Raw genomic sequence first — 17,134 nt, forward strand, 5'->3', positions numbered from 1 at the left:
GTGCTGACGATTCACGCGGCCGATCTGCTGCTTCCCGGGGGCCGGCGGTCCGCCCTGCCGGACGGCGCCGTGCTGGTGGACGGCCGGGAGCTGGCGGCCGTCGGCCCGTACGGGGAACTCGCCGCCGCCCACCCGGCCGCGCGGATCCGGCGCTGGCCGGGCGTGCTCATGCCGGGGCTGGTCAATCCGTACGGTCCCGAACTGCTGGAGCAGGCCTACCACCCGGACCCGAACGAGGCGGACGAGCTGGGCACCGAGCCGCTCACCGGCGAGGCCCTCGCGCGGCTGGAGATGACCGGGGTCCGCTGGGGCGAGAGTGCGCGGCGCGGGGTGCAGCGGCTGCTGGCGCACGGGGTCGTGGCCGTCGCGGGTGACCTGTGGCGGCCGGCCGCCGTGGCCGCCGTGACTCGGGCGGGCCTGAGCGTGGAGGAGCGCTTCGGGGACCCGGACGGCCCCGCGGTGTTCGACCCCCTCGCGGGGCGGAGCCCGGCGGAGGCGATGCTGCTGCCCCTTCCGGTGGACGGGGAGAAGGGCGGGGAGGCGACGTTCGCGGTCTTCGACGTGCCCGACGAGGCGGCACTCGCCGAGCGCGGCGCCGGGACCTGCCTGGCGACGGTCGTCGCCGGACGCCTGGTGCACCGGCGGCGCTGAGCCGCCCCCGCATGGCCTCGGTGGTGCTGAGCCGCCCCCGCATGGCCTCGGTGGTGCTGAGCGCGTTCGTGCATGGCCTCGGTGGTGCTGAGCGCGTTCGTGCATGGCCTCGGTGGTGCTGAGCGCGTTCGTGCATGGCCTCGGTGGTGCTGAGCGCGTTCGCGCATGGCCTCGGTGGTGCTGAGCGCGTTCGTGCATGGCCTCGGTGGTGCTGAGCCCGCCCGCGCACGGCCCCGGCGGCGCTGAGCCGCCCCCGCACGGCCTCGCCCGGTCGGATGCCGCCCGCTCCCGGGCCGGGTGTCGCCCGCTCACGTCATGCCCGCGCTTCCGCCGCGCGGGCGGGCTGCAAGAATGGGCCCGTGACCCGCGCATCCCTGGACAAGCAGCCGCACGAAGTCGCCTCGATGTTCGACGACGTCGCGGAACGGTACGACCTGACCAACGACGTGCTGTCCCTCGGCCAGGACCGGCGATGGCGCAAGGAGGTCGCGAAGGCCGTCGACGCGCGGCCCGCGCAGAAGGTCCTGGACCTGGCGGCCGGCACGGGCACGTCGTCGATGCCCTTCGCCCGCGCCGGCGCCTACACCGTGCCCTGCGACTTCTCCCTGGGCATGCTCCGGGTGGGCAAGCGCAACCACGCCTGGCTGCCGTACACCGCCGGTGACGCGACCAGGCTGCCCTTCAAGGACGACGTCTTCGACGCCGTGACCATCTCCTTCGGCCTGCGCAACGTGCAGGACACGGACGCGGCGCTGCGCGAGATGCACCGGGTGACCCGGCCCGGCGGGCGGATCGTCATCTGCGAGTTCTCGCACCCGACCTGGACACCGTTCCGCACCGTCTACACCGAGTACCTGATGCGGGCGCTGCCGCCGGTCGCCCGGTCGGTGTCGTCCAACCCGGATGCGTACGTCTATCTCGCCGAGTCCATCCGTGCCTGGCCCGACCAGCCGGCCCTCGCGGACCGGCTGAAGGGCGCCGGCTGGTCGAAGGTGGCGTGGCGCAATCTGACGGGCGGTGTGGTGGCGCTGCACCGGGGGTTCAAGGACAGCTGACCGGCCGCGGTCCGCCGCCGGGGCGGTCCGGGCGGTTCGGCTCGCTTCAGGGACGGGTGAGCACCACGGTGCGGGGACCGCCGTCGTGCGGTTCCTCCCGTTCGCCGCGGAGTCCGCCCGTGGGCGGCAGGGGGCCGCGCGGCTCGCGGACCCCGCCACCTCCGCCGTCGCCCTCACCGAAGTCGCACCACACATGGACCACGGAGTCCCTGGGCACCTCGGTACCGGGCCCCGGGTACTGGCGCACGACGTAGTCGACGACGGCGAGGTGGAAGTCCGGCCGGTCCGGGGCGTTCACGAACAGGCCCTGCGCGCGGGCCACTTCGCGCGCGTCCACGGCCATCAGGCCGACCAGGCGCGGCACGCGCACTTCCGGTGCCCCGGGCCCCTTGGGTGTCACACGCACGGACGTCACCCCCCAGCGGTACCGGCAGAGTAGACCGGCACGGCGCCCGCCGGAAGCATCAAGTGGCGTTCCGTGACAATTGATTACTTAGAGTAATCAAGCCGAGGTCGGTGAGCGGTCAGAGGTGGTCCAGGCGGTAACAGTGAGCCTCGCGCCGCGAGACCGGTGTCATGAAGGTCTCGGCCAGACGCATGCCCAGCCGCCGGGTGACCGCTATGGAGCGGGCGTTGCGGGCGTCGACCATCGCCACCACGCCCTTCAGGCCCGCCGCGGTCACCCGCTCGACGGTCTCCCGGGCCGCCGCGGTGACATATCCCTTGCCCCAGTGCTCCCGTGCGAGGCGCCAGCCGATCTCCGTCTCGCCCGCGGGGCCCCAGTCGCGCTCCCACGGCTGGGCGCCGGTGAAGCCGATGACCTGGCCGGAGGCGTCGAGCAGGGTCCACAGGCAGTAGCCGAGCTGGGCGTCGTGCCGGCGCTGGCGGGCGGTGAGCTCCTCGTAGACCGACAGATCCGCCGCCTTGCCGCCGTGGAACTCCATGACCTCCGGGTCGTCGAAGATCCGGTGCCAGGCGTGGGCGTCCTCATGGGTGGGGACGCGCAGCCGTACAGCGGGGAGAGCTCGGTTCACGGGGCAGCCCTTCAGCCGGGTGATCAATTCTGCTGAATAGACTGCCCGTGTCCAGTGCCGGCCGGCACGCAGATTTTCGACCCTGGGGAGATCCCGCCGTGACCGAGCCCCTCTCCGACAACACCGCCGATGTGATCGTGGTGGGTGCCGGGCCAGCCGGCTCCACCACCGCCTACCACCTGGCCCGGTCGGGACTCGATGTGCTCCTGCTGGAGAAGACCGAGTTCCCGCGGGAGAAGGTGTGCGGCGACGGCCTCACCCCGCGCGCCACCAAGCAGCTCGTCGCGATGGGCATCGACATCTCCGAGGAGGCCGGCTGGCTGCGCAACAAGGGCCTGCGCATCATCGGCGGCGGGGTGCGCCTCCAGCTGGACTGGCCTGAACTCGCCTCCTTCCCCGACTACGGTCTGGTCCGCAAGCGCGACGACTTCGACGAGCAGCTCGCCCGGCAGGCCCAGAAGGCGGGCGCCCGGCTGTACGAGCGCTGCAACGTGGGCGCGCCGATCATCGACGACCGCACCGGGCGCATCACGGGGGTGAAGGCCAAGCTCGGTGAGGAGAAGCGGGAAGTCACCTTCCACGCACCGCTGGTGGTGGCCGCCGACGGCAACTCCACCCGGCTGTCCCTCGCGATGGGGCTGCACCGGCGCGAGGACCGGCCGATGGGTGTCGCGGTCCGTACCTACTTCACCTCGCCGCGCCACGACGACGACTACCTGGAGTCCTGGCTGGAGCTGTGGGACCGCCGGGGCCCGCAGGACCGGCTGCTGCCGGGCTACGGCTGGATCTTCGGCATGGGCGACGGGACCAGCAACGTCGGCCTCGGCGTGCTCAACACCTCCGAGTCCTTCAAGGAGCTGGACTGGCGCGAGGTCCTCAAGGCCTGGTGCGCCTCGATGCCGGAGGACTGGGGATACACCCCGGACAACATGACCGGCCCGATCCGCGGTGCCGCGCTTCCCATGGCCTTCAACCGCCAGCCGCACTACACCCGCGGGCTGCTGCTCGTCGGTGACGCCGGCGGTCTGGTGAACCCCTTCAACGGCGAGGGCATCGCCTACGCCATGGAGTCGGGACAGCTCGCCGCCGAGGTGATCGTCCAGGCGCACGCGCGGGCCACTCCGGCGCAGCGGGAGATCGCGCTCCAGCGCTACCCGCGCGTACTGAAGGACACGTACGGCGGCTACTACACGCTCGGCCGTGCCTTCGTGAAGCTCATCGGCAACCCGAAGGTCATGCAGATCGCCGCCCAGCGAGGTCTGACCCACCCGATGCTGATGCGCTTCACCCTGAAGCTGCTCGCCAACCTGACCGACCCGACGGGCGGCGACGCGATGGACCGCATCATCAACGGGCTGAGCAAGGTGGCACCGAAGGCGTGACGTCTGTCTGATGCCGACGCCGTGAGCGGCGCTGTGGGCGGCCGGGGTCCCGAGGAGGGGCACCCGGCCGTCGGCGTCCGTGCCGGGCGCCGTGAGGGGCCGCCACGGGTCTTCAGGGAGTGCCGTCGGGGCGTGGCTGTGCCGTCAACGCGGCGCGCGGGAAGAGCAATTCGGGCAAAAGGGTGATCTTGTCCTGTGTGCGGGGAGTACGGGGCCGGGGCGCCCGGTGCGGGAGATACGGCCGGGCGGAGCCGGTGTCCCGGCGTCTCGGCGGACGAGAGGGCCCGGCGCCTTGGCACACGCGGGAGATACGTCCCGGCGGACGCGGGAGGCCCGGCGGCCCGGCGGCCCGGAACACGCGGGAGGGCCGCTGCCCCCGAGCGGCAGCGGCCCTTCGACCCGTGTGGGCGCGGCTCAGAGCACGCGCACGGCACCCGACGCGGGGTAGCCGGACAGATCCTGGATGACGACGCCCTTGGAGGGGTTGGCGGCGTCCAGGTACTGGCCGTCACCGATGTAGACACCCACGTGGTACGCCGAGCCCTTGCCGCCCCAGTACAGGATGTCGCCGACCTGGATCTGCGACAGCGGGATGTCGGTGCCGACCATCGACTGGTCCTGCGAGACGCGCGGCAGGTCCACACCGACCTGCTTGAACGCCGCCTGCACCAGGCTCGAACAGTCCCAGGCGTTGGGTCCCGTGGCGCCCATGACGTAGGCGTCACCCACCTGCGCCTTGAGGAAGGAGATGACCGACGCGACGCTGCCGCCGGCGGGCGCGGAGGCGGTCGTGGCCGTGGCCGTGGAGGCGGAGGTGGTGGTCAGGACGGAGCGCTCGGCGTCGCGCGAGGCGCGCGCGGCGGCGGCCTTGCGGGCGTCCTCGGCCTTCTTCTTCGCCGCGGCCTTCTCCTTGGCCTCGGCGAGGTCCGCCTTGGCCTCCTGGGCGGCCTTCGCGGCGGCCGCGTCACGCTCGGCGCGCAGCTGGTAGTTCGCGGCGGCCTGCTGCGTCGCGTCCGCGGACTGGGCGACCTGGGCGGCCAGATCGGCCGTCAGGGTGGGCAGTTCGAGGGTCTGCGTCACCGGCTCGGCAGCGTTCGCCGAACCCGACGCCCCGGCCACTGCGAGGGTGCTGAGGACGCCACCGGCAACTCCGGCCCGCATCGCCATCGTGGACGAGGCGGTGCGGCGGGGTTTCCGGTGGCTGCGTATGTGAGCGGTGTGGGACATGGGAACAACCGGTACCAGGGGCTCCTTCATATCCACAAGAAACGTGTGCTGCGCCACAATTGTTCAATCGAGGGCCCGAATCCAGGGCACGCCGCTCCTTATTGACGCCGTAACGGACATTGCGGGCGCCCGTGATCGGCCCGTGATCACGCACTTTCATCGTTACGCCCGAATTGCCCCGCACCTACCACTGGTTGGGCTGTTGGCCAAGCCTCCCCTTGATCCAATTCCTACCGGTGTGACGCACGTCACGGAACAATCGCGCCCGCCGTCGCGTCCGCGAGCCGGACGGCGTTCCGGACGGACGGCGGCGGCGGCCTCCGGAGGGACGGCCGGGGAAGGTGGCCGAATGTGACGGGATCGTGACCCGCTGACTTCGTGAACGCGTGCACACGTCCGCACCGCGCCCGAGGTCTCCTCCGACGAGTGGGCGCGACCTCTATCAAGGGATCAGGTCCAGCACCAATTTGCATGTGCTGAAGGCCTCTTGGTAGAAGGCGCAAGCCCTCTGAGCTGCGACGATCAGCCAAAATGTCACCTTTGGTGATCGCGCGAACGCTTGGCGTGCGAAGATCACCGCTCATCCGACTTCATGATCGTTCGTCAGGTGGTGGAGATCACAAAGCTTATGGAATACCCCGTGTCGCAGATCACAGACCCTCGGGCATAGGATGCGGAGCGATTGGGCTTGTGACCGGCTTCACATGTTCTCGATCTTCGTCGGGGCGGGCGTGGTTCGAGAGGCTGTTGAGGCGGGGAGCACCCGATGCACAACCTCCCCCAGGGGCTCGGTTTCGCCCATCCCCGGGGGGACGCCCGTAGCAGTCAGTGCCGACTGAGAGGAGCGAGGAGCGGTGAACGCGTATGCGCCCATCCTCGTACTGGGAGCCCTCGGGGCAGGCTTTGCGATCTTCTCCGTGGTCATGGCCACGCTGATCGGTCCGAAGCGGTACAACCGCGCCAGGCTCGAGGCCTACGAGTGCGGTATCGAACCGACCCCCACGCCGGCCGGCGGCGGGCGCTTTCCCATCAAGTACTACCTGACGGCGATGCTCTTCATCATCTTCGATATCGAGATCGTCTTCCTCTACCCCTGGGCCGTCACCTTCGACGCCCTGGGGATTTTCGGGCTCGTGGAGATGCTGCTCTTCGTGCTCACCGTCTTCGTCGCGTACGCGTACGTATGGCGGCGCGGCGGCCTGGAATGGGACTGAGGGGCCAATAGCCATGGGACTCGAAGAAAAGCTGCCGAGCGGATTCCTGCTGACCACCGTCGAGCAGGCCGCGGGCTGGGTGCGCAAGTCGTCCGTCTTCCCTGCCACGTTCGGCCTCGCCTGCTGTGCCATCGAGATGATGACCACCGGCGCCGGCCGCTACGACCTGGCGCGCTTCGGCATGGAGGTCTTCCGCGGCTCACCGCGACAGGCCGACCTCATGATCGTCGCCGGCCGGGTCAGCCAGAAGATGGCGCCGGTGCTGCGGCAGGTCTACGACCAGATGCCGAATCCCAAGTGGGTGATCTCCATGGGGGTCTGCGCCTCCTCGGGCGGCATGTTCAACAACTACGCGATCGTCCAGGGCGTGGACCACATCGTCCCGGTCGACATCTACCTGCCCGGCTGCCCGCCCCGCCCCGAGATGCTGCTGGACGCGATCCTCAAGCTCCACGAGAAGATCCAGAACTCCAAGCTCGGTGTGAACGCCGAGGAGGCGGCCCGCGAGGCGGAGGAAGCGGCGCTCAAGGCCCTGCCCACGATCGAGATGAAGGGGCTGCTGCGATGAGTGACGCGAACGGCACCGCGGGTGACGGCGTGAACCCCGAGAAGGACCTCTCCGCGGAGAACCTCCCGGGCCGGCGCGGCCAGGGCGGCGAGGAGATCCGCGTCCAGCGCGGCATGTTCGGCGCGAACAACGGCGGCGACACCTCCGGATACGGCGGACTGGTCCGCTCGGTCCGCCTTCCCGGGCCGACCGCCCGCCCCTACGGCGGCTGGTTCGACGAGGTCGCCGACGAACTGGAGGGCGCGCTGGAGGAGCAGGACCTGCTTCCCGGCAACGCCATCGAGAAGACGGTCGTCGACCGGGGCGAACTCACCTTCCACATCGAACGCGAGCACCTGGTCCGCGTGGCGAAGACCCTGCGCGACGACCCCGCCCTGCGCTTCGAGCTGTGCACCGGCGTCAGCGGCGTGCACTACCCGAACGACAAGGGCCGCGAGCTGCACGCCGTCTACCACCTGCGCTCGATCACCCACAACCGGCTGATCCGCCTCGAAGTCAGCGCCCCGGACAGCGACCCGCACATTCCGTCGCTGTTCTCGGTCTATCCGACGAACGACTGGCACGAGCGCGAGACGTACGACTTCTTCGGCATCGTCTTCGACGGTCACCCCGCCCTGACGCGGATCATGATGCCGGACGACTGGCAGGGCTTCCCGCAGCGCAAGGACTACTCGCTCGGTGGCATCCCCGTCGAGTACAAGGGCGCCCAGATCCCGGCTCCGGACCAGCGGAGGTCGTACTCGTGAGTGCCCACCCGTCTCCCGACCAGCACCCCGCAACGACTCCCTCCGGGAGGCACTGATGACCACCGCATCCCCGCGCGAGACCACCGAGGGCACCGTCTACACCGTCACCGGCGGCGACTGGGACGAGGTCGTCGAGAGCGCGGCCCGGACCGACGACGAACGCATCATCGTCAACATGGGGCCGCAGCATCCGTCCACCCACGGAGTGCTCCGTCTGATCCTGGAGATCGACGGCGAGACGGTCACCGAGGCCCGCTGCGGCATCGGCTACCTGCACACCGGCATCGAGAAGAACCTCGAGTACCGGACGTGGACCCAGGGCACCACCTTCGTGACGCGCATGGACTACCTGACGCCGTTCTTCAACGAGACGGCGTACTGCCTCGCGGTCGAGAAGCTGCTCGGCATCGAGGACCAGGTACCCGACCGGGCCTCGGTCATCAGGGTGCTCCTGATGGAGCTGAACCGGCTCTCCTCCCACCTGGTGTGCATCGCCACCGGCGGTATGGAGCTCGGCGCCACCACGATCATGATCTACGGGTTCCGTGACCGTGAACTGATCCTCGACATCTTCGAGCTGATCACGGGCCTGAGGATGAACCACGCGTACGTCCGCCCCGGCGGACTCGCCCAGGACCTGCCGCCCGGCGCGGTGGACCGGATCCGCGAGTTCGTGAAGACCATGCGGAAGAACCTCCCGGAGTACGACAAGCTCGCCACCGGGAACCCCATCTTCAAGGCCCGTATGCAGGACGTCGGCTATCTGGACCTGGCCGGCTGCATGGCCCTCGGCGCCACCGGACCGGTCCTGCGCTCCACCGGGCTCCCGCACGACCTGCGCAAGTCCCAGCCGTACTGCGGATACGAGACCTACGACTTCGAGGTCCCGACCGCGGACACCTGTGACTCCTACGGCCGCTTCCTGATCCGGCTGGAGGAGATGCGCCAGTCGCTGCGCATCGTCGAGCAGTGCCTGGACCGGCTCGAACCCGGACCGGTCATGGTCGCCGACAAGAAGATCGCCTGGCCCGCCCAGCTTGCCCTGGGGCCGGACGGGATGGGCAACTCCCTCGACCACATCAAGCAGATCATGGGCACCTCCATGGAGGCCCTGATCCACCACTTCAAGCTGGTCACCGAGGGCTTCCGCGTGCCGCCGGGTCAGGCGTACACGGCGGTCGAGTCGCCCAAGGGCGAGCTCGGGGTGCATGTCGTCTCCGACGGCGGCACCCGCCCCTACCGGGTCCACTTCCGCGACCCGTCCTTCACCAACCTGCAGGCCATGGCGGCGATGTGCGAGGGCGGCCAGGTCGCCGACGTCATCGTCGCCGTCGCGTCCATCGACCCCGTGATGGGAGGCGTCGACCGATGACCACCTCATCCTCCGAGCGGTCCGAGCGGGGCGTCAGCCTGGGCATGCCCGAACTGCCCGCACCCGCCTACCCGGACGACGTCAGGGAACGGCTGGAGACCGACGCGCGCGAGGTCATCGCCCGCTACCCGGACTCCCGGTCCGCCCTCCTGCCGCTGCTGCACCTCGTGCAGTCGGAGGAGGGGCATGTCACACGCACCGGGATGCAGTTCTGCGCGGACATGCTGGAGCTGACCACGGCCGAGGTGACCGCGGTTGCCACCTTCTACACCATGTACCGGCGCCGGCCGAGCGGTGACTACCAGGTCGGGGTGTGCACCAACACCCTGTGCGCCGTCATGGGCGGAGACGCGATCTTCGAGGAGCTCCAGGAGCACCTGGGCGTCGCCAACGGCGGGACCACCGACGACGGCAAGGTCACCCTGGAGCACATCGAGTGCAACGCGGCCTGCGACTTCGCGCCCGTGGTGATGGTGAACTGGGAGTTCTTCGACAACCAGACGCCCGAGAGCGCCAAGCGCATGGTCGACGACCTGCGCGCCGGCCGTGAGGTCGCCCCCACCCGCGGGGCACCCCTGTGCACCTTCAAGGAGACCGCCCGCATCCTGGCCGGTTTCCCCGACGGGCGCGAGGGAGCCGTCGAGGCCACCGGAGGCGCAGGCCCCGCCTCCCTGATCGGTCTGAAGCTGGCCAAGGGGGAGGCCGCGCCCCCGCGTGTGGTGAGCCCGCGGGGTGCGGCCCCCCGGGACACCGCGCCGCACGAGCCGTCGCCCGCCGAGCACCTCAGCTCGCACGACGCGCCGCAGGACACGTCGGCCTCCGACCCGGCGCACCCGTCGGGACCGGTCGCCGAGGAGGGGGAGTGATGACCTTGGCACCCGAACTCAAGGACATGAGCCCGGAGAAGCTGCTGGCACCCGTGCTGTCGGCCTTCTGGGACGAGGACAGGTCCTGGACGCTGGACGTCTACAAGAGGCACGAGGGGTACGAGGGGCTGCGCAAGGCGCTCGCCATGTCGCCGGACGACGTCATCGCGTACGTCAAGGAGTCCGGTCTGCGCGGCCGCGGCGGCGCAGGCTTCCCCACGGGAATGAAATGGCAGTTCATTCCCCAGGGAGACGGCAAGCCCCACTACCTGGTGGTCAACGCCGACGAGTCGGAACCCGGGACGTGCAAGGACATTCCGCTCCTCTTCGCGAACCCGCACAGCCTCATCGAGGGCATCGTCATCGCCTGCTACGCCATCAGGTCCTCCCATGCCTTCATCTATCTGCGCGGTGAAGTCGTCCCCGTCCTGCGGCGGCTCCACGAGGCCGTGCGCGAGGCCTACGCGGCCGGCCTGCTCGGCGAGAACATCCTGGGCAGCGGACTCGACCTCGAACTCACCGTGCACGCGGGCGCGGGCGCGTACATCTGCGGTGAGGAGACCGCACTGCTCGACTCGCTCGAAGGCCGCCGGGGTCAACCGCGGCTCCGTCCCCCCTTCCCCGCCGTCGCGGGCCTCTACGCATGCCCGACCGTGGTGAACAACGTCGAGTCGATCGCGTCGGTTCCCGCCATCATGCAGCGGGGCAAGGAATGGTTCCGCTCGATGGGAAGCGAGAAGTCCCCGGGCTTCACGCTCTACTCCCTCAGCGGGCATGTCGCCAGCCCCGGCCAGTACGAGGCGCCCCTCGGCATCACCCTGCGCCAGCTGCTCGAGATGAGCGGCGGGATGCGCCCGGGCCACCGGCTGAAGTTCTGGACGCCGGGCGGCTCCTCGACGCCCCTGCTCACCGACGAGCACCTCGACGTCCCCCTGGACTACGAAGGAGTGGGCGCCGCGGGTTCCATGCTCGGCACGAAGGCCCTGCAGTGCTTCGACGAGACCACCTGCGTCGTGCGCGCCGTCACCCGCTGGACCGAGTTCTACGCCCATGAGTCCTGCGGCAAGTGCACCCCCTGCCGGGAGGGCACCTACTGGCTGGTCCAGCTGATGCGGGACATCGAGGCAGGCAAGGGACAGATGGCCGACCTCGACAAGCTGAACGACATCGCCGACAACATCAACGGCAAGGCGTTCTGCGCCCTCGGCGACGGCGCCGCCTCACCGATCTTCTCCTCGCTGAAGCACTTCCGCGAGGAGTACGAGCAGCACATCACGGGCCGTGGCTGCCCGTTCGACCCGGCCAAGTCCACCGCCTGGGCCGACCGTACGGAGGTGCACGCATGACTGTGACGACGAACGCCGCCTCCGGTGGAGGGGACGCGGCGGTCCCGCCCGAGGACCTCGTCACCCTGACGATCGACGGTGCCGAGATCAGCGTGCCCAAGGGCACCCTGGTCATCCGGGCCTCCGAACAGCTGGGCATCGAGATCCCCCGGTTCTGCGACCACCCGCTCCTCGCCCCGGTCGGCGCCTGCCGTCAGTGCATCGTCGAGGTCGAGGGGCAGCGCAAGCCCATGGCCTCCTGCACCATCACCTGCACCGACGGCATGGTGGTGAAGACCCACCTCACCTCCCCCGTCGCCGAGAAGGCGCAGAAGGGGATGCTGGAGTTCCTCCTCATCAACCACCCGCTGGACTGCCCGGTCTGCGACAAGGGCGGCGAGTGCCCGCTGCAGAACCAGTCCATGTCGCACGGCCACGCCGACTCCCGCTTCGACGGCAAGAAGCGCACGTACGAGAAGCCCGTCGCGATCTCCACCCAGGTACTGCTCGACCGTGAGCGGTGCGTGCTGTGCGCCCGCTGCACCCGGTTCTCCAACCAGATCGCGGGCGACCCGATGATCGAGCTGCTCGAGCGGGGCGCGCTCCAGCAGGTCGGCACCGGTGAGGGCGACCCCTTCGAGTCGTACTTCTCCGGCAACACCATCCAGATCTGCCCGGTCGGCGCGCTGACCTCGGCGGCCTACCGGTTCCGCGCCCGCCCCTTCGACCTGATCTCGTCGCCGTCGGTGTGCGAGCACTGCTCCGGCGGCTGCGCCACCCGCACCGACCACCGGCGCGGCAAGGTCATGCGGCGCCTCGCCGGCAACGACCCCGAGGTCAACGAGGAGTGGATCTGCGACAAGGGGCGCTTCGGGTTCCGCTACGCGCAGCTGCGGGACCGTCTCGACACCCCGTTCGTGCGCAACGCCGAGGGCGAGCTGCGGCCCGCGTCCTGGCCCGACGCGCTGCAGATCGCCGCCCAGGGGCTGCTGGCCTCGCGGGGCCGCACCGGTGTACTGACCGGTGGCCGCCTCACCGTCGAGGACGCGTACGCGTACAGCAAGTTCACCCGCGTGGCGCTCGGCACCAACGACATCGACTTCCGCGCGCGCGTGCACAGCGCCGAGGAGGCGGACTTCCTCGCCGCGCGGGTGGCGGGCCGCGGCCACGACCTCGACCGTACGGGCGTCACGTACGGCTCGCTGGAGAAGGCGCCCGCCGTTCTCCTGGTCGGGTTCGAGTCCGAGGAGGAGGCGCCCGGCGTCTTCCTGCGGCTGCGCAAGGCATGGCGGAAGCACGGGCAGCGGACCTTCGCCCTGGCCACGCACGCCACGCGCGGACTTCAGAAGGCCGGAGGCACCCTGCTGCCGGCGGCTCCCGGTACCGAGACCGAATGGCTGGACGCGCTGTCGAGCGGCGTCGGCCTGGAGGGCGACGGGGCCAGGGCCGCCGAGGCGCTGCGGGCCGAGGGCGCGGTGATCGCCGTCGGCGAGCGGCTGGCGGCTGTCCGGGGCGGGCTGACCGCGGCCGTCCGGTTCTCCGCCGCGACCGGCGCCCGGCTGGTGTGGATCCCGCGCCGGGCCGGTGAGCGGGGAGCCGTGGAGGCGGGCGCGCTGCCGTCGCTGCTGCCGGGCGGACGCCCGGCGACCGATCCGCGCGCCCGGGAGGAGATCGCCGCCGCCTGGGGCGTCGCCGAACTGCCGCACCGCTACGGCCGTGACACCGGCGAGATCGTGGAGGCGGCGGCACGCGGTGAGCTCCAGGCGCTGCTCGTCGCGGGCGTGGAGGTCGCCGACCTGCCCGACCCGGCCCGCGCGCGCGTCGCACTCGCCGAGGCCGGGTTCGTGGTCTCGCTGGAGCTGCGGCCCAGCGAGGTCACCGAGCTCGCCGACGTCGTCCTGCCGGTTGCCGCGGTCGCCGAGAAGGCCGGATCCTTCCTCAACTGGGAGGGCAGGGCCCGGCTGTTCGAGGCGTCGCTCAAGCCCGAGCAGATGACCCGGCGGGTCGCGCCCACCGACGCGCGCGTGCTGCAGATGCTGGCCGACGCCATGGACGTCCACCTGGGCCTGCCGGACCTGCGCACGATCCGCGCGGAACTCGACCGGCTCGGCGCCTGGGACGGACCCCGGGCCGCCGACCCGGTGGAGACCGCGGGCGCCCTGCCCCGGCCGGCCGCCGGGGAGGCCGTGCTCGCCGGACACCGGCTGCTGCTCGACCACGGTCTGCTGCAGCTGGGCGACGAGGCGCTGGCCGGCACCCGGCACGCCGCCCGCGCGCGCGTGTCGGCCGCCACGGCCGCCGAGGTCGGGGTCAAGGACGGCGACCTGCTGTCGGTGACCGGTACCGCCGGAACGGTGGAACTGCCGCTGGCGGTCACCGAGATGCCCGACCGCGTGGTGTGGCTGCCGCTCAACTCCGTGGACGGCGGTGTCGCCTCCGGCACCGGGGCGCTGCCCGGCTCCCTCGTCCGTATCGGCCCGGCGACCCTCGCCGGCGAGGCACCCAAGGAGGTGGAGGCATGAGCACGAGCCCGTACTTCGCCGCTGAAGACCTCTCGATGTTCGGCCGCGACCCCTGGTGGCTGATCGCCGTCAAGGCGGTGTTCTGCTTCGCCTTCCTGATGGTGACCGTGCTGATCAGCATCGTCATGGAGCGCAAGGTCGTCGCCTGGATGCAGCTGCGCATCGGTCCCAACCGGCACGGCCCCTGGGGCATGCTCCAGTCGCTCGCCGACGGCGTGAAGCTGATGCTCAAGGAAGACGTCGTCGTCAAGCGCGCGGACAAGGCGGTGTACGTCCTGGCGCCGATCGTCGCGGCGATCCCGGCCTTCATGGCGTTCGCCGTGATCCCCTTCGGGCCGGCCGGCAACGAGATCTCGATCTTCGGCCAGCGCACCACGATGCAGCTGACCGACCTCCCGATCGCGGCGCTCTACATCCTCGCGGTCGCCTCGGTCGGCATCTACGGCATCGTCCTGGCGGGCTGGAGCTCCGGCTCCACCTATCCGCTGCTGGGCGGACTGCGCTCCTGCGCGCAGATGATCTCGTACGAGATCGCCATGGGCGCGGCGTTCGCCTCCGTGTTCCTCTACTCGGGGTCGATGTCGACGTCGACGATCGTGGAGCAGCAGGCCGACCGCTGGTACATCGTGCTGCTGCCGGTCTCCTTCCTCATCTACATCGTGACGATGGTCGGCGAGACCAACCGTGCCCCGTTCGACATGCCGGAGTCCGAGGGCGACCTGGTCGGCGGCTTCAACACCGAGTACTCGTCGATCAAGTTCGCGATGTTCATGCTCGCCGAGTACATCAACATGGTGACCGTCTCGGCCGTCGCCGTGACCTTCTTCCTGGGCGGCTGGCGGGCCCCGTGGCCGATCAGCACCTTCTGGGAGGGCGCGAACCACGGCTGGTGGCCGATGCTCTGGTTCGTCGGCAAGCTGCTGAGCCTGCTGTTCTGCTTCGTCTGGCTGCGCGGCACGCTTCCGCGGGTCCGTTACGACCAGCTGATGAAGCTGGGCTGGAAGGTGCTCATCCCGGTCGCGCTGGTGTGGCTGATGGCGGTCGCCACCGTGCGGGCGCTGCGCAACGAGAACTACGAGTTCGCCGACATCGCGCTCTACATCGCCGGGGCGGTCCTCGCCCTGCTGCTGCTCTCCTTCGTGGCCGACATGTTCCGGTCGCGGGCGAAGGAGGCCGAGCAGCCCGGGGAACCGCCCGCCTTCGACCCCATGGCGGGCGGATTCCCCGTACCGCCGCTGCCGGGACAGGAGCTGCCGCCGGTGCCCCGCCGCCGCCCGCGCCGGGAGCGGGAGCTGGTCGCCAGTGGTGGCCCCGATACTCAGAGTGACGGATCTCTGGGCGGATCTACGGATGGAAAGGAGGCGTCCGATGGCTGAGGAACCCAAGGACACCACGCCCGGTTTCCTGAACCCTGTGGCCGGCTTCGGCGTGACCTTCAAGGCCATGTTCAAGAAGCGGCTGACCGAGCAGTACCCGGAGCAGCAGAAGACCACCGCTCCGCGGTTCCACGGACGGCACCAGCTCAACCGCCATCCGGACGGCCTGGAGAAGTGCGTCGGCTGTGAGCTGTGCGCCTGGGCCTGTCCCGCCGACGCGATCTACGTCGAGGGCGCGGACAACACCGAGGAGGAGCGCTACTCGCCCGGCGAGCGGTACGGGCGCGTGTACCAGATCAACTACGCCCGCTGCATCCTGTGCGGCCTGTGCATCGAGGCGTGCCCCACGCGCGCGCTGACGATGACCAACGAGTTCGAGCTGGCGGACTCCAGTCGCGCCAACCTCATCTACACCAAGGAGCAGTTGCTCGCCGGTCTGGACGAGGGCATGGTCGACTCTCCGCACGCCATGTACCCGGGCACCGACGAACAGGACTACTACCGGGGCCTGGTGACCGAGGCCGCGCCCGGTACGGAGCAGCAGGTCGCCCACTCCAAGGGCGAGGTCGTGCAGGAGGCCGCCTCGACCTTCGGCGCGGAGGAACCGGCGTCGGAGAAGGTGATCGGGCGATGACCGGGCAGATCGCCGCCGCGGCGACTCTCTCTGCCGGCACCTCCACCGGAGAGGCCGTCCAGTTCTGGATCCTCGGCACGATCGCCGTGATCGGCGCCCTGTGCACCGTGTTCATGCGGCGGGCCGTGCACAGCGCGCTCTGCCTCGCCGGGACCATGATCATTCTCGCCGTGTTCTACCTGGCCAACGGCGCCTACTTCCTGGGCGTCGTCCAGATCGTCGTCTACACCGGCGCGATCATGATGCTGTTCCTGTTCGTGGTGATGCTGGTCGGTGTCACCGCGGCGGACTCCCTGAAGGAGACCATCAAGGGCCAGCGCTGGCTGGCCCTGCTGTGCGGTCTCGGATTCGGCATCCTGCTGGTCGGCGGGATCGGGAACGCCTCGCTCAGTGAGTTCAACGGCATCGGCGAGGCGAACGCGGGCGGCAACGTGGAGGGCCTCGCGGCCCTGCTGTTCACCAAGTACGTCTTCGCGTTCGAGATCACCGGCGCCCTGCTCATCACGGCCGCCGTCGGCGCCATGGTGCTCACCCACCGGGAGCGCACCGAGCGCGCCAAGACCCAGCGGGAGCTGGCCGAGCAGCGCGTGCGCGAGGGCAAGTACCTGCCGCCGCTGCCGGCTCCCGGTGTCTACGCCCGGCACAACGCCGTGGACATCGCGGGCCTGTTGCCCGACGGCACCCCGTCGGACCTCACCGTCAGCAAGACGCTGCGGGACCGCGGACAGGTCCGTGACGTGTCGCAGGAAGCGATCAACGACCTGCGGGCGCTGGAGCAGCGCGCGGAGGAGCGCCTGGAGCGTACGGCGATCGCTCCGCCGACGTTCAAGCGGGCCGAGGAGGCGTCGAAGTGAACCCCGTCAACTATCTGTATCTGGCCGCGCTGCTGTTCACGATCGGTGCCACCGGTGTGCTGATCCGGCGCAACGCGATCGTCGTGTTCATGTGCGTCGAGCTGATGCTCAACGCCTGCAACCTCGCCTTCGTCGCCTTTTCCCGGATGCACGGCAACCTCGACGGTCAGGTCATCGCCTTCTTCACGATGGTCGTGGCCGCCGCGGAGGTCGTGGTCGGACTGGCGATCATCGTGTCCCTGTTCCGTTCCCGCCACTCGGCCTCGGTCGACGACGCCAGCCTGATGAAGCTGTGAGGGGCTGCTGAA

The 17,134-nt window shown here is 70.2% G+C and carries 17 protein-coding genes; 14 read left to right on the plus strand and 3 right to left on the minus strand.

Going from position 1 to position 17,134, the window contains the following annotated elements; genetic code table 11:
- Entirely contained in the window at positions 1–651 is a 651-nt protein-coding gene (locus ACIF9R_RS06075; RefSeq protein WP_399975000.1) for an imidazolonepropionase-like domain-containing protein, read from the plus strand.
- A gap of 359 nt (positions 652–1,010) precedes the next feature.
- Positions 1,011–1,706 (plus strand): demethylmenaquinone methyltransferase, encoded by a 696-nt coding sequence (locus tag ACIF9R_RS06080; protein ID WP_399975002.1) that lies wholly within the window; start codon positions 1,011–1,013, stop codon positions 1,704–1,706.
- A gap of 46 nt (positions 1,707–1,752) precedes the next feature.
- Here the strand turns inward: ACIF9R_RS06080 and ACIF9R_RS06085 are convergent, their stop codons facing one another.
- Positions 1,753–2,076 (minus strand): PASTA domain-containing protein, encoded by a 324-nt coding sequence (locus tag ACIF9R_RS06085; RefSeq protein WP_399975723.1) that lies wholly within the window; start codon positions 2,074–2,076, stop codon positions 1,753–1,755.
- A gap of 154 nt (positions 2,077–2,230) precedes the next feature.
- The gene (locus ACIF9R_RS06090) at positions 2,231–2,740 is read right to left on the minus strand and encodes a GNAT family N-acetyltransferase (RefSeq protein WP_399975005.1); all 510 of its coding nucleotides are present in this window, start codon (positions 2,738–2,740) and stop codon (positions 2,231–2,233) included.
- A 98-nt stretch (positions 2,741–2,838) separates the two neighbouring features.
- Between ACIF9R_RS06090 and ACIF9R_RS06095 the strand changes: the two genes are divergently transcribed.
- Positions 2,839–4,122 (plus strand): geranylgeranyl reductase family protein, encoded by a 1,284-nt coding sequence (locus ACIF9R_RS06095; protein ID WP_399975007.1) that lies wholly within the window; start codon positions 2,839–2,841, stop codon positions 4,120–4,122.
- Between the two features lie 414 nt (positions 4,123–4,536).
- On the opposite strand, the gene ACIF9R_RS06100 is transcribed toward ACIF9R_RS06095, so the two are convergent.
- Positions 4,537–5,379, minus strand: coding sequence for a C40 family peptidase (locus ACIF9R_RS06100; protein WP_399975009.1), 843 nt, complete (start codon positions 5,377–5,379; stop codon positions 4,537–4,539).
- Positions 5,380–6,203: 824 nt separating this feature from the next.
- Between ACIF9R_RS06100 and ACIF9R_RS06105 the strand changes: the two genes are divergently transcribed.
- Genes ACIF9R_RS06105 through nuoK form a run of 11 tightly spaced genes read left to right on the plus strand, consistent with a single transcriptional unit; the run spans position 6,204 to position 17,122 of the window.
- Positions 6,204–6,563, plus strand: a complete 360-nt coding sequence (locus ACIF9R_RS06105; protein WP_399975012.1) for an NADH-quinone oxidoreductase subunit A — start codon at positions 6,204–6,206, stop codon at positions 6,561–6,563.
- Positions 6,564–6,576: 13 nt separating this feature from the next.
- Complete coding sequence (locus tag ACIF9R_RS06110; RefSeq protein ID WP_399975015.1) at positions 6,577–7,131, plus strand: NuoB/complex I 20 kDa subunit family protein; 555 nt, start codon at positions 6,577–6,579, stop codon at positions 7,129–7,131.
- Positions 7,128–7,877: an NADH-quinone oxidoreductase subunit C gene (locus tag ACIF9R_RS06115; RefSeq protein WP_399975018.1), complete on the plus strand. Its 750-nt coding sequence runs from the start codon at positions 7,128–7,130 to the stop codon at positions 7,875–7,877. Before ACIF9R_RS06110 ends, ACIF9R_RS06115 begins: the two co-directional genes overlap by 4 nt.
- 55 nt (positions 7,878–7,932) lie before the next feature.
- Positions 7,933–9,249 carry an NADH-quinone oxidoreductase subunit D gene (locus ACIF9R_RS06120; RefSeq protein ID WP_399975020.1) on the plus strand — a complete coding sequence of 439 codons (1,317 nt, stop codon included), beginning with the start codon at positions 7,933–7,935 and terminating at the stop codon, positions 9,247–9,249.
- Positions 9,246–10,115 (plus strand): NADH-quinone oxidoreductase subunit NuoE, encoded by an 870-nt coding sequence (nuoE, locus tag ACIF9R_RS06125; protein WP_399975023.1) that lies wholly within the window; start codon positions 9,246–9,248, stop codon positions 10,113–10,115. Before ACIF9R_RS06120 ends, nuoE begins: the two co-directional genes overlap by 4 nt.
- Positions 10,115–11,461, plus strand: a complete 1,347-nt coding sequence (nuoF, locus tag ACIF9R_RS06130) for an NADH-quinone oxidoreductase subunit NuoF (protein WP_399975025.1) — start codon at positions 10,115–10,117, stop codon at positions 11,459–11,461. Before nuoE ends, nuoF begins: the two co-directional genes overlap by 1 nt.
- Positions 11,458–13,962 (plus strand): NADH-quinone oxidoreductase subunit G, encoded by a 2,505-nt coding sequence (locus ACIF9R_RS06135; RefSeq protein ID WP_399975027.1) that lies wholly within the window; start codon positions 11,458–11,460, stop codon positions 13,960–13,962. Before nuoF ends, ACIF9R_RS06135 begins: the two co-directional genes overlap by 4 nt.
- Positions 13,959–15,338 (plus strand): NADH-quinone oxidoreductase subunit NuoH, encoded by a 1,380-nt coding sequence (gene nuoH, locus ACIF9R_RS06140; RefSeq protein WP_399975030.1) that lies wholly within the window; start codon positions 13,959–13,961, stop codon positions 15,336–15,338. Before ACIF9R_RS06135 ends, nuoH begins: the two co-directional genes overlap by 4 nt.
- Positions 15,331–15,972, plus strand: coding sequence for an NADH-quinone oxidoreductase subunit NuoI (nuoI, locus tag ACIF9R_RS06145; RefSeq protein ID WP_399975033.1), 642 nt, complete (start codon positions 15,331–15,333; stop codon positions 15,970–15,972). The genes nuoH and nuoI overlap by 8 nt, the downstream gene beginning before the upstream one ends.
- On the plus strand, positions 15,969–16,826 hold the full coding sequence (locus ACIF9R_RS06150) for an NADH-quinone oxidoreductase subunit J (RefSeq protein ID WP_399975035.1): 858 nt from the start codon (positions 15,969–15,971) through the stop codon (positions 16,824–16,826). Before nuoI ends, ACIF9R_RS06150 begins: the two co-directional genes overlap by 4 nt.
- Positions 16,823–17,122: an NADH-quinone oxidoreductase subunit NuoK gene (gene nuoK, locus ACIF9R_RS06155; protein WP_037929353.1), complete on the plus strand. Its 300-nt coding sequence runs from the start codon at positions 16,823–16,825 to the stop codon at positions 17,120–17,122. The genes ACIF9R_RS06150 and nuoK overlap by 4 nt, the downstream gene beginning before the upstream one ends.
- The last annotated feature ends 12 nt before the right edge of the window (positions 17,123–17,134 follow it).

The organism is Streptomyces sp. NPDC086080 (assembly GCF_044540255.1).
In the GTDB taxonomy this organism is placed as follows: domain Bacteria; phylum Actinomycetota; class Actinomycetes; order Streptomycetales; family Streptomycetaceae; genus Streptomyces.